At 61.3% G+C, this 12,306-nt stretch carries 12 protein-coding genes; 8 read left to right on the forward strand and 4 right to left on the reverse strand.

Annotated elements, in window-relative coordinates; translation table 11 throughout:
* Positions 1–217: 217 nt before the first annotated feature.
* Positions 218–511 carry a hypothetical protein gene (locus SJY08_RS06475; protein ID WP_300889737.1) on the reverse strand — a complete coding sequence of 98 codons (294 nt, stop codon included), beginning with the start codon at positions 509–511 and terminating at the stop codon, positions 218–220.
* A gap of 248 nt (positions 512–759) precedes the next feature.
* Here SJY08_RS06475 and SJY08_RS06480 point away from each other — a divergent pair, with 248 nt between their 5' ends.
* Together SJY08_RS06480 and SJY08_RS06485 are read left to right on the forward strand one after the other, a co-directional pair.
* A complete protein-coding gene (locus SJY08_RS06480; RefSeq protein ID WP_377275065.1) occupies positions 760–1,896 on the forward strand; it encodes an MFS transporter in 1,137 nt (378 codons plus the stop codon).
* Positions 1,897–1,996: 100 nt separating this feature from the next.
* Positions 1,997–3,517: a helicase HerA domain-containing protein gene (locus SJY08_RS06485; protein ID WP_377275066.1), complete on the forward strand. Its 1,521-nt coding sequence runs from the start codon at positions 1,997–1,999 to the stop codon at positions 3,515–3,517.
* Positions 3,518–3,544: 27 nt separating this feature from the next.
* Here the strand turns inward: SJY08_RS06485 and pepT are convergent, their stop codons facing one another.
* Both pepT and SJY08_RS06495 read right to left on the reverse strand, forming a co-directional pair.
* Positions 3,545–4,780 (reverse strand): peptidase T, encoded by a 1,236-nt coding sequence (gene pepT / locus SJY08_RS06490; RefSeq protein ID WP_377275067.1) that lies wholly within the window; start codon positions 4,778–4,780, stop codon positions 3,545–3,547.
* Between the two features lie 29 nt (positions 4,781–4,809).
* Complete coding sequence (locus SJY08_RS06495; RefSeq protein WP_377275068.1) at positions 4,810–5,631, reverse strand: D-alanyl-D-alanine carboxypeptidase family protein; 822 nt, start codon at positions 5,629–5,631, stop codon at positions 4,810–4,812.
* 354 nt (positions 5,632–5,985) lie between these two features.
* On the opposite strand from SJY08_RS06495, the gene rpsD reads away from it, so the two are divergent.
* From rpsD to SJY08_RS06525, 6 genes are all read left to right on the forward strand, one after another.
* Positions 5,986–6,603, forward strand: a complete 618-nt coding sequence (rpsD, locus tag SJY08_RS06500; RefSeq protein ID WP_006726124.1) for a 30S ribosomal protein S4 — start codon at positions 5,986–5,988, stop codon at positions 6,601–6,603.
* Positions 6,604–6,716: 113 nt separating this feature from the next.
* Positions 6,717–7,643 (forward strand): glutaminase, encoded by a 927-nt coding sequence (locus tag SJY08_RS06505; protein ID WP_377275069.1) that lies wholly within the window; start codon positions 6,717–6,719, stop codon positions 7,641–7,643.
* A 58-nt stretch (positions 7,644–7,701) separates the two neighbouring features.
* A complete protein-coding gene (ttcA, locus tag SJY08_RS06510) occupies positions 7,702–8,601 on the forward strand; it encodes a tRNA 2-thiocytidine(32) synthetase TtcA (protein WP_377275070.1) in 900 nt (299 codons plus the stop codon).
* 137 nt (positions 8,602–8,738) lie between these two features.
* On the forward strand, positions 8,739–9,569 hold the full coding sequence (locus SJY08_RS06515) for an inositol monophosphatase family protein (protein WP_377275071.1): 831 nt from the start codon (positions 8,739–8,741) through the stop codon (positions 9,567–9,569).
* Between the two features lie 209 nt (positions 9,570–9,778).
* Entirely contained in the window at positions 9,779–10,984 is a 1,206-nt protein-coding gene (locus SJY08_RS06520) for a lipase (RefSeq protein WP_377275073.1), read from the forward strand.
* Positions 10,981–11,562: a protein-S-isoprenylcysteine O-methyltransferase gene (locus SJY08_RS06525; protein ID WP_377275075.1), complete on the forward strand. Its 582-nt coding sequence runs from the start codon at positions 10,981–10,983 to the stop codon at positions 11,560–11,562. Before SJY08_RS06520 ends, SJY08_RS06525 begins: the two co-directional genes overlap by 4 nt.
* 5 nt (positions 11,563–11,567) lie before the next feature.
* Here the strand turns inward: SJY08_RS06525 and SJY08_RS06530 are convergent, their stop codons facing one another.
* The gene (locus SJY08_RS06530) at positions 11,568–12,185 is read right to left on the reverse strand and encodes a thioesterase domain-containing protein (protein WP_054149759.1); all 618 of its coding nucleotides are present in this window, start codon (positions 12,183–12,185) and stop codon (positions 11,568–11,570) included.
* Between the last annotated feature and the right edge of the window lie 121 nt (positions 12,186–12,306).

Below are 12,306 nucleotides of genomic sequence, written 5' to 3' on the forward strand. Positions count from 1 at the left end.
TTGCATAAGTGCAACGGCTCGCCGCAAGTTCTGCAATCTCGAATTGCGCGCTTGCGGCGCGCTTTTTGGCGTGGCATGTTCCCAGCATCCGCAACACAAACAACAGGAGGCGACAGATGACTCAATTTTTCATGCGTATGCGCCTCTCTGGCGGATCGGTGTCACCGGCTTTCGTGGGATTTTCCGCGACCTGCCGCTACACCCGATGACTGTCTGATCAGTCATTTTCCCTGCCTTTTTCGGCGTTTTTCCACCATCTGACGTGACTTGCCGCCTGCGCGTGTGAATGCGTTCGCGTGCCTGCATCACGTCGCTTTTCATCATCGAAAGGACCTGGGCGCATCCGCGTTTCCGGGACGGACAAGTCATGCACAAAAATCAATCCATAGTTGAATTGCCGCTGGCCGAGCGGATGGACGAACTTCTTGAGCGTTTCGGCTCCTGGCGGCTTTTGGCCGCTCTGGTCAGGGCGAGCTGGAGGCGGCGGCAGATCCGCAATCTGGCGTCTCATCTGTCGCCCCAGCTGCGGCGCGACATCGGGCTCCCGGAAGAGGACGAGGCGTGGAGGAGACCGAGAAGCCTCGTCCTCTGGGATTTCCGTGTCTGAGGCAAGGAAGAACGGTTCAGGCGACTGAGCCGTTATTCCTTTTTTGCCGGCAAGAAGACCAGTCGACGCAGTGGTCTTCTTTCCAAACCGCTGCCGCTCGCTGACAGTTGGGATCGACGTGATTCCCTGCCATACCTCCCTCCGGTTCGTTGATGTCCCCCAAACTCACCATCATGGTAGCCTTCTTCTTGCAGCCGATTGCCTTTGGCAGCTGGCTGCCGCAGATCCCCGGCGTTCAGGAGCGGCTGTCGCTCGGCCCTGCCGAACTCGCCATGGCATTGCTCGGACTGCCTACGGGCATACTGCTGATGCTGCCCTTTGCCGGGCAATTGGTTGGGCGTGTTGGTAGCCGCAACACGCTGATCTTCGGGTTTCCTGTGTTTCTGGCGCTCGTGCCGCTGCCCGTGGCTGCCCCCGGTCTTGCCTCGCTGTTCTTCCTGCTCGTGCTTCTCGGGATCGGCCTTTCGACGATTGAGCTTGGGCTCAATGTCGAGGCGGATGTTATCGAGAAGCGCGGCACGGTGTCGATCATGAACCGTTGCCACGGTTTCTGGAGCCTCGGTATCATGATGGGTAGCCTCATCGGTGCCGGTTTCCTTGCGCTTCAGACATCGCCCTTCGTGGCGATCGGTCTGCTGTCGCTCGTGCTGGTCCCTATTTCAGTGATGGTTTGTCGCGCACTACCCGTCCACGAGGCTCCCGTGACCGAAGCGCAGCCTCGCTCGTCGTGGCGGCGCCCAAGCCCCGGTATTCTCGGCATCAGTCTCTTCGTCTTTGGCATCACGATGACGGAAGGGGCGGTGGCCGACTGGTCCGCCGTCTACCTCAAGGATGTGTTCGCGACGTCCGGCATGGCAACCGGCATGGGTTACGTCGTCTTCGCCCTGATGGTCTCGGTCGGGCGATTTGTCGGTGATGGTGCAAAGGAGCGGTTCGGTTCGGTCATGCTTGCGCGGGTCTGCCTCGTATTCGCGCTTTCCGGCATGGTGCTGGTCGTCATGGCGCCGGTCACGCCGCTGGTATATCTGGGGCTCGCCTGCGTCGGGCTCGGCGTCTCAGTCGGGTTCCCGCTCGCGGTCACGGCGGCCGCCGATCTCGGCGACCGTCCGGCGGCCGAGAATGTTGCGATCTTGAGCTTCATTGCGCTTCTCGGCTTCCTGGTTGGGCCGCCGATGATCGGTTTCGTCGCCGAGGTGCTCGATCTGCGTAGCGGGCTTGCCACGCTGCTGCCGGCACTGCTACTCAGCATTCTGCTTGCAGGACTGTTGCGTCCGCGCCGGGGCGCCTGAGAACGCGCAGTTCCCTGTGGGTTTCGCGGATGCGCCCCACACGCAAGCGTCCAAGTCTGTTAGGGACTTGAGATCAACACATGATTTGAGGATGCCGCCATTGAAGGTCGGAATCGATATGGGAACGGTGCAGGGGGGACAGCCTGCCAAGCTCGATATCGAGGAGCTTCTCGCCACGCGCCTTTTGGTGCAGGGCAATTCGGGCTCGGGCAAGTCGCATTTGCTTCGCCGCCTGCTCGAGCAGTCTGCCCAGTGGGTACAGCAGGTGATCATCGACCCCGAGGGTGACTTCGTCACGCTTTCCGACAAGTATGGCCATGTGGTCGTCGACGGCGAGCGCACTGAAGCCGAGCTTGCCGGTATCGCCGACCGCATCCGCCGCCACCGTGTTTCCTGCGTGCTGACGCTGGAAGGTCTCGATGTCGAGCAGCAGATGCGCGCCGCCGGCGCCTTCCTGAACGGTCTCTTCGATGCCGATCGCGAATTCTGGTATCCGGTGCTGGTCGTCGTCGACGAAGCGCAGATGTTTGCGCCGGCCGTCGGCGGTGACGTCTCGGAAGACGCGCGCAAGATGTCGCTCGGCGCGATGACCAACCTGATGTGCCGTGGCCGTAAGCGTGGACTTGCGGGTGTCATCGCGACGCAGCGTCTGGCAAAGCTCGCCAAGAATGTTGCGGCCGAAGCCTCCAACTTCCTGATGGGGCGCACTTTCCTCGATATCGACATGGCGCGTGCAGCCGACCTGCTCGGCATGGACCGTCGCCAGGCGGAGATGTTCCGCGACCTGCAGCGCGGCAATTTCGTGGCGCTTGGTCCTGCCATGTCGCGTCGTCCGCTGCCGATCGTCATTGGGGCGGTAGAAACGTCGGCGCGTTCGTCATCGCCGATGCTGATGCCACTGCCGGATGCACTGCCGGATGTCGAAGACCTGATCTTCACGCCGGATCCGGAAGAGTTCACACGGCCGATCGTGCGGCGTGCACCACCGGCGCCGCGTCCGACGACGGATATTCTGGCCGAACTCTCCCGCTCGACGCCGGCTTCACTGGCTCCCTCCTCGAGTGAGGCGCCCAGCCGTGGCGCGGAAATGTCGGCCGAGGAGCGTGAGGACCGGCTATCCGCCGTGCTTGCCGAAATCCTCGGCGATCCGCAGGCCGCTTACCGGACCGACAGCGTGCTCTACCAGGAGTTCCTGGTGCGCGCCCGCATGCGCCGCGTGTCCGGCCCGCCCATGCCGATGGGAGAATTCCGCCGTCGTGTCGCAATCGCCCGTGCCGGTGTGGACGAGGAGACAGCGGCGAGCGAGGGCTGGCAGACGGCGCTGTCGCTGTCCGTCCGCGTTTCCGACGATTTGCAGGGCGTGTTCCTGCTGCTTGCCAAGGCGGCGCTTCGCAATGAGGAGTGCCCCTCCGACCAACGCATTGCGAGAGCGTACGGCACCCATTCGGCCCGCCGTGCCCGGCGTCTTCTCGGCTATTTCGAGGAGCAGGGGCTGGTTGTCGTGCACACCGACTTTTCCGGCAAGCGCATCGTCGCCTTCCCTGATCTCGAAGCCGAGACGCAGCCCGGCGATCCGAACCAGGTGGATGCCGAGGAGCGGACGCCATCGGCTGCCGAGTGAGAGCCTGGCGGCTCTTTACCGGGCGGCTTAGGCCGCCCGCTCTTCCCAGACCCGGACGAGAGCGACAATCGTCTCCACGGCCTTTTCCATGTCCTGAACGCTCACCCATTCGAGCGGTGAGTGATAGGCGTGGCCGCCGGTGTAGATGTTGGGGCAGGGCAGGCCCATGAAAGAGAGGCGCGAGCCGTCGGTGCCGCCACGAATGCTGTGGCGGACGGGTTCCAGTCCGACGCGGCGCACGGCTTCCTCGAGATTGTCCATGATCTCCGGATGGCGGTCGAGGACTTGCCGCATGTTGCGATACTGGTGCCTGACCGTGAGCGTGTGGTTCGAGCCCGGATAGGTTGCCATGACCTCCTGGGTGATCTTCTCCAGCAGCTCTTCCTTCTCTTTCAGGCCGACTTCAGTGAAATCTCTGACAATGAGCTGCAGTCTGGCGCTTTCCATGCTGCCGGAGATGTCGACCGGGTGGATGAAGCCCTGGCGTCCGTCGGTGCTCTCCGGTGCGATGTCACGCGGCAGGCGGGCGACGATGTCGCTTGCGGCTTTGATGGCGTTCTCCATCTTGCCCTTGGCATAGCCTGGATGCATGGCGACGCCGGTGATCTCGATCGCCACACCATCGGCGGAAAAGGTCTCGTTTTCGATCTCGCCGACCGTCGAGCCATCGAGCGTATAGGCGAAGCGGGCGCCGAGCTTCTCAAGATCCACCTTGTCGGCGCCACGGCCGATTTCCTCATCTGTCGTGAAGAGGATCTTGATCGTGCCGTGCCTGATGTCGGGGTTGGCCATGAGATGAGCGGCTGCCGTCATGATCTCGGCCACACCTGCCTTGTCGTCCGCGCCGAGCAGCGTCGTGCCGTCGGTCGTGACGATGTCGTTGCCGATCTGGTTCTTCAACTGCGGATGGGAGGCGACGCGGATCACCTGGCTGGTGTCGCCGGTCAGCGTGATGTCGCCGCCCTGGTAGTTGCGCACCAGCTGCGGCTTGACGTTCGTGCCGGTGAAGTCGGGCGCCGTGTCCATGTGGCTGCAGAAGCAGATGACCGGCACGTCCCTGTCCGTATTGGATGGGATCGTCGCATAGACGTTGCCGTGCTCGTCGAGATGGGCGTCGGTGAGACCAAGCGTCAGCAGTTCGGCGACTAGAACGCGCCCGAGATCCTTCTGCTTCTCCGTCGAGGGCTGGCTGTCGGAGGCCGGATCGGACTGTGTGTCGATAACGACATAGCGGAGGAAGCGGTCGAGAACGGCGTCGGTCATGGCAATGGCTTTCTTGGGGCTTCCTGTCGTCACTGGCTGGCTTTGGTTCCGAAGTGACGGTCGAACAGCGTGATCATTTCCTGCGTGCGAGCATTGGCGCTGTCAGCACCCAGAACCACGCCGATCAGGCGGCGGTCACCCTGGCTTGCCGATGTCACGATGTTGTAGCCCGAGGCATTGGTGAAGCCGGTCTTGATCCCTTCGGCGCCCGGATACTGCACCAGGAAGGCGTTGTGACCGCGAAATTTCATGCTGCGGAAGATCATGCCGCGCGAGGCGAACAGCTTGTACTCTTCGGGGAAGTCCCGCAGCAGCGCCAGACCAAGACGCGCCATGTCGGTGGCGGTCGTCACCTGGCGGGTGTCGGGCAAGCCCGATGGATTGGTGAAGACGGTGCTGGTCATTCCGAGTTCACGGGCTTTCGATGTCATCATCTGTCCGAAGGCTTCCTCCGAACCGGCAAGCGTTTCGGCGACGGCCGTCGCTGCGTCATTGGTCGACAGTACGACCATGCCCATGACCGCTTCCTGCACGCTGATCGTGTTGCCGGCTCCGACTGCGAACTTGTATGGCTCCTTGCCGTTCGCATTCTCGGACATGACGAGGCGCTCGGCCCACTTCAATCGTCCGGAATGCAAAGCCTCGAAGGTCAGATAGAGCGTCATCATCTTCGTCAGCGATGCCGGATAGAGAACCATATCGGCATTTTGGGCCTCGAGGATCGCACCGGTGCCAGCGTCTATCAGGATATGGGCATGACCGGGTTTCTGGACTTCGGCCGCTGCCGACGCACACATCGAGAGCGTTACTGCGAGGGCGAGCAGGATACGGCGGGACAGGTCTGTCATCATCGAGGAAGAGACTTCTTTCATGGAGGATGGTATGGGGGATAGCGAACTTCTCTGCCTCTGTCAGCCTTTGCAGGCGCTATCGCCCGGTTTTCCGCCAGAGAATGGGCCAATGCTGCAGTCACTCTTTCGTCACACACGCTCCTGATAACGTGTTGACATTTCTCACGCACCCCACTAATGACGCCCCAACGCCGGGCCGAAACGCCCGGTGTTTGTTTTGACATGTCCCGTGGTTTTCTCCGTTCGCTGACGTGAGAATCCTGTCGGAGCCTCGGAAACGGAGGCTCAGAGGAGGGCGTGTTTCCTTAAGCGGCTTGGTAACAAACCGCTGTAACCTGTTGAGAGGAAATACGGATGAGCAAGCGCGCATCTTCCAAGTACAAAATTGACCGCCGTATGGGCGAAAACATCTGGGGCCGTCCGAAGTCCCCGGTGAACCGCCGCGAATACGGCCCGGGCCAGCACGGCCAGCGCCGCAAGGGCAAGCTTTCGGACTTCGGCGTGCAGCTGCGCGCCAAGCAGAAGCTCAAGGGCTACTACGGCGATATCCGCGAGAAGCAGTTCCGCGCCACCTACGACGAAGCCAACCGTCGCAAGGGTGACACCGGCGAAAACCTGATCGGCCTGCTCGAGTCGCGTCTGGACGCCATCGTCTACCGCGCCAAGTTCGTACCGACGGTCTTTGCTGCCCGCCAGTTCGTCAACCACGGCCACGTCACTGTCAACGGCGTTCGCGTCAACATCGGTTCGTACCGCTGCAAGGCCGGCGACGTCATCGAAGTTCGCCAGAAGTCGAAGCAGATGGTCACGGTTCTGGAATCCGTATCGCTCGCTGAGCGTGACGTTCCTGACTACATCGAAGTCGACCACAACAAGATGGTTGCCACCTTCGTTCGCGTTCCTGGCCTTTCGGATGTTCCGTATGCGGTCATCATGGAACCGAACCTGGTCGTCGAATTCTACTCGCGCTAATTGCTCGCGAGACGGATTTGTGGAAAGCCGCCCTTCGGGGCGGCTTTTTCTGTTTGCAGTGCAGCGTTCACCGGGAAAGATGTCGGGGTACGAACGCGGGTAAGGGGAACGACATGGATCTGCAGCTGATCGCCGACGAGATTGTCAGTGCGCTCGAACCGCGCCTTGGCGAGGGCAAGGTGGCCGACTACATTCCCGAGCTCGCGCGTGTCGATCCGAAGCAGTTCGGGATCGCGATCACCACCGTTGACGGGCAGACCTACAAGGCCGGCCATGCCGACACGGCCTTTTCGATCCAGAGCATTTCCAAGGTCTTCATGTTGACGCTGGCGCTCGGCAAGGCCGGCGAATCGATCTGGAAGCGGGTGGGTCGCGAGCCGTCCGGCTCCTCCTTCAATTCCATCGTCCAGCTCGAACACGAGCATGGCATCCCGCGCAATCCCTTCATCAATGCCGGTGCGATCGTCGTCACCGACATGGTGCTTGCGGGCCATGCACCGCGCGAGGCCATCGGCGAGTATCTGCGCTTCATGCGCTATCTCGCCGATGACGAGACACTGTCGATCGACGAGAAGGTGGCCCAGTCGGAGCAGCGCACCGGTTACCGCAATTTTGCGCTGGCGAATTTCATGCGCGGCTTCGGCAATCTGCAGCATCCGGTCGAGCACACGCTCGGGGTCTATTTCCATCAATGCGCGCTGGCGCTGTCCTGCGTTCAGCTTTCCCATGCCGGCCTGTTTCTCGCCAACAGGGGCACCAATCCGCTGAGTGGCTTTTCTGTCGTCTCGCCGAAGCGGGCGCGCCGCATCAACGCGTTGATGCTGATGTGCGGCCATTACGATGGCTCGGGCGATTTCGCCTATCATGTCGGTCTGCCGGGCAAGTCGGGCGTCGGCGGTGGCATCCTTGCCGTTGCTCCGGGCAAGGCGTCGATCGCCGTCTGGTCGCCCGGGCTGAACAAGGTCGGCAATTCGGCGCTCGGCTCGGCAGCGCTTGAAATGCTTGCCACCCGCACGGGCTGGTCCGTCTTCGGGACTTGATCTTGCCGGTCGCAAAGGGCATTGGAGAGCCGAACAGCCGCCGAGGCCGGAGCCGAAGATGAACCTCGTCAACATGATCGACAGTCAGAATGCCGCCGCGCTTGAAAGCGAGGACGAGCTTGATCTCTCGACGGTGCATCCGGTCTTCACTAGGGCACCGCGCTCGGTCTCGTTCAACAAGCTGCGCAAGCGGCTGATCCGCCAGGTGCGCCAGGCAATGTCTGACTTCGACATGCTCAAAGGTCAGAAGCGGTGGCTGGTCGGTCTGTCGGGAGGCAAGGACAGCTACGGCCTGCTGGCGATCCTGCTCGATCTGCAATGGCGTGGCCTGCTGCCGGTCGAACTGGTCGCCTGCAATCTCGACCAGGGGCAGCCGAATTTTCCGAAGCATGTCCTGCCCGAATATCTAGCCTCAATCGGTGTGAAACATCGCATCGAGTATCGCGATACCTATTCGATCGTGAAGGAGAAGGTCCCCAGCGGCGGCACCTATTGCTCGCTCTGTTCGCGGCTGCGTCGCGGCAACCTCTACCGGATCGCCCGCGAAGAGGGCTGCGATGCGCTGGTGCTCGGCCATCACCGCGAGGACATTCTCGAAACCTTCTTCATGAACTTCTTCCATGGTGGCCGCCTCTCGGCCATGCCGGCCAAGCTGTTGAACGACGAGAAGGATCTCTTCGTCCTGCGTCCGCTGGCTTACGCTGCGGAAGAGGACATGGCGCGTTTTGCGCAGGCCATGGAATTCCCGATCATTCCCTGCGACCTCTGCGGATCGCAGGACGGTCTGCAGCGCAATGCGATGAAGGAGATGCTGGCTGGTATCGAAGCGAAGATGCCCGGTCGCAAGGATGCGATGCTGCGCGCGCTTGCCCATGTCGATCCCTCGCATCTGCTCGACCCGAAGCTCTTCGATTTTGCCGGGCTCGCTGTCATGACGCCGTCACAGACGGACGGCTAAGAACGACCACCTTCAACCTCAAGACCCCAAGACAGATCTTCATGCAAGGGCTCCAAGGAATGCCAAGTGGCGATCCGCGAGAGCTCGACGTATGTCTGTCATCCTGGCGTCCAGGCAGTGCAAGTCGGACCAAGTGCATGACTTTTCGCGACAGTGATCTCTTCGATATCCTCGACCTTGTCAGGACGGCCGGGCAGAGGGAGATCCTTCCGAGGTTCCGCCGCTTCGATGCGCCCGATATCGTCGAAAAGAAGTCCTCGATCGATCTTGTAACCGATGCGGATCTCAAGACCGAGGCCTATCTCACGGCAGAGCTTCTGAAGCGATGGCCGGAGGCGCTGGTCGTCGGAGAGGAGGCCTGTGAAAGCAATCCGGCGCTCGTATCCGCTCTGCCCGATGCAGACCTGGCGTTTGTCATCGACCCCGTGGACGGGACCTTCAATTTTCAGGCGGGATTGCCGGTCTTCGGGACCAACCTTGCCGTGGTCAAAAGGGGCGAGACGATCGCGGCATTGATCCATGACTGCGTGCTCGCTGACACGCTGGTCGCGAGCAAGGGTGCGGGCGCGCGCTGGCTGAGGGCCGACGGCACTGAGGCCGCGATCCGGGTTGCAGCGGCGACGGAACTTTCGATGATGGTGGGCACGATATCGATCAATGACATCGGCGAGGAAGAGCGTCGGCGTATCGCCGGCAATCTGGCGCAAACCAGGATGGCCTTTGCCTATAACTGCTCAGCCTACGAATACTGGCTTGTCGCAACCGGCAAGGTTCACTTCATCGGGCACCACAAGCTGATGCCGTGGGATCATCTTGCTGGCGTTCTTCTGCATGAGGAAGCCGGTGGCGTGACGAGGAGGTTTGACGGCTCGCCCTATCTGCCTGGGCAAACGACCGGTGGCATTCTCAGTGCACCGGATGCCGATAGCTGGGAGATGATCCTGTCGAGAGTGGTTCTTGCGAGCTAGGGCGATTTGCGATGGGTCGTTGGCGGGCTGCCTCCGGGTGGCTCGATCGGCAGGTCCCAGGTCTGTCGCAAACAAGACACAGGAAATGTCAGTATTTCCGGAAGTGCTTGTGACTTTGGCTGGACTGTGTCGGAGCCTTCTTGCACATTGCGGGTCAACGAAGATCCTTGAGCCTTGCTCTAGGTTTCGAGCAGTGCGTAGGAGTAGGAATGTCTGAGGTCGCTCAGCCTTCGGTGTCGAGACGTGCCGTGTTTCTCGTCGGAGGATATGAACGCAACGATGCTGCAGGCTTCTTTCGGCGCATCGGCCGCGAAATGGAGCGCTTCTGCAAGTGCTGGTCGGTCGAAGCCAAGCTGGGGGTACCGGTCGAAGCGACCGGCACCATGGCAATGACTGCGGTGGCCGATTATCGCGGGCCCGACGGTGCCTGCCGATCCGAGATCACTTTTTTGAGTTTCGACGATATCGTCAAGCATGATGGGGCCAGACCGTTCATCTCGCGGCTCTTTGCCTATCTCATTGCGTTCATCGACTATGTCGTCTCTGGAACGATGTTCCGCTTCTTTGCCACCAACTGGCGCTTCGCACTCTATTTCCTATATCCGCTGGTCATGCTGGGGCTGTTCGTCTGGTTCGGGACGATCGCTTACCGTCTCGTGGACTGGATCGGGCTTCCCGGTGGCCCGCTTCTGCCGGGACTTGCCGGCCTTGCTGTCATCTATGCTCTCGGGCGTTCTGTCGGCCGCCGCTATTTCGTCTACCATCTCATGGATCTCTGGTCGTTCAGCCGCGAGCACCTCCATTGCCGGCGCCCCGGCATGGATCAGCGGATCGATGCCTGGGCCGCGTTGATTTCGCAGCGCATGGCGCAATCGGTCTATGACGAAGTCCTGCTTGTCGGGCATTCGACAGGTGGCGCTCTCATCCTCGACGTCGCTCACCAACTGGCCGAGAGGCTGCTGGCTGAGGGCAGGCCAGTCGACTTCCAGCTGCTCACTGTCGGCTCGACATCGCTCAAGGTTGCACTGCACCCGGCCGCATCACGGGCACGTTCGCGCCTTGAGGCGCTTGCTCGTCATCCCGGCATTCGCTGGACGGAGTTCCAGGCGCTGACCGACATCATCAACTTCTACAAATGCGATCCTTACACCCGCGCTGGCCTCAATCATCAGCGGGCTGACCAGTTCCCGCGGCAGTTCCAGGTGCGCATTCGCGACATGCTGGAGCGGGAGACCTATCGGCGCGTGAAGAAGAACTTCTTCCGCGTTCACTATCAGTTTATCTCGGCCAATAGCCGCCGGTATTTCTACGATTTCTTCATGATCTGCTGTGGCACCCGGCCGATCGAAGCCGTAAGAGGCGATAGGCTGCCGCTATCGGCAGAGGCAGGCAAGACGGTAGAGGCGACTTCATGATCCGCATTTCCTTCATCCTCTGGGCCCTGATGCTGGTGACCTGGTGCGGCATGCGTTATCCGGCTATGCGTCGGGCGCGGCGGCAGAAGACGGCGGTCGACAAGCGCACGCCGCTCGACATTTCACTGCTCGTCTTCTGCACGTTCGGGCTGGTTGTGATGCCGGTTCTCTGGCGGCTGGAGGTCCTTGGAGGGCTGGCCGATCGCGGGCAGGGGGCGGTTATCCTGGTCCTCGGGACGCTCTCCGGGATAGCCTTTCTCTGGCTCTTCCGCCGCAGCCACAAGGATCTCGGCAAGAACTGGTCGGTGACCCTTGAAGTGCGAGAGGGACATCAACTGGTCACCGGCGGTGTCTACGCCTATGTGCGTCACCCGATGTATGCCTCCTTCCTGCTCTGGGGCGTGACCCAAGCGCTGCTCATTCCCAACTGGATTGCAGGCCTTGCCGGACTGGTCGCCGTCTTTGCCCTTTATGCCGTGCGTCAGTCGCGCGAGGAGGCAATGATGCGGGACACCTTCGGCGCCGAATACGACGCCTATTGCGCCCGCACCAAGCGGCTGGTTCCCGGCATATTCTGAGCGCCTCAGCGACGACGAAGCGCCTGCTTGATTTCCTTGATCGACCGCTCATGCAGCTTCGGGTTCTTGTCGATGTTGAAATGGCCGATGCCACTGATCGCCGTTTCGCCCTGGCGCAGGTTGATGTTGGCGAGTTCGCCCTTGAAGCCGGGCGCGGGCAGGACGGGTGACCAGAGGTTTTCGCCACCGGTGTAGAAGTTTAGCGTCTTCTTGACGTTGGCGGGCACCGGCCCCTTGCCGGTCGGATCGAAGCTCAGGATCAGAGCGACCGGGATCTTCATTGGCTGCAAGGCGCGTGCAACTGAAAAGGTCATGTCGGCCCCGAGCGAATGCCCGACCAGGACTATCGGGCGGGCACCCTTCGAGGCGCGGTAGCGATCGGCAATCCTGCGTGCAAAGGTCTGAGCATTCGGGAGAGACATCACCTGCGCGTTGACGCCATCCGCCTTCAGCTGCTGCCCCAGGGTATTCAGACCCGTCGAGAAAATATCGGCAAATCCGCGAAACAGGTAAACCTGGCCATTCGGCTGCTGCGGCTTTCGGGGCTTTGCGGCTTCGGCGGGCAGGACGGAGGCTGCGAGAAAGAGAGATGCGTGGGAGAGGAGGGTGCGCCTGGAAATCATGTCTGAAGGACATCCTCGAAAATGGAGTGCTTTCGGATTCATGCATGATTTGACGAGCCTGACAACCGACATGCCGGGCCATCGGCCCTGTACTTCGCCCTTGTCGGCAGGCTAGAACGGG

The sequence above is a fragment of the Rhizobium sp. R86522 genome (assembly GCF_042466255.1).
In the GTDB taxonomy this organism is placed as follows: Bacteria; Pseudomonadota; Alphaproteobacteria; order Rhizobiales; family Rhizobiaceae; genus Allorhizobium.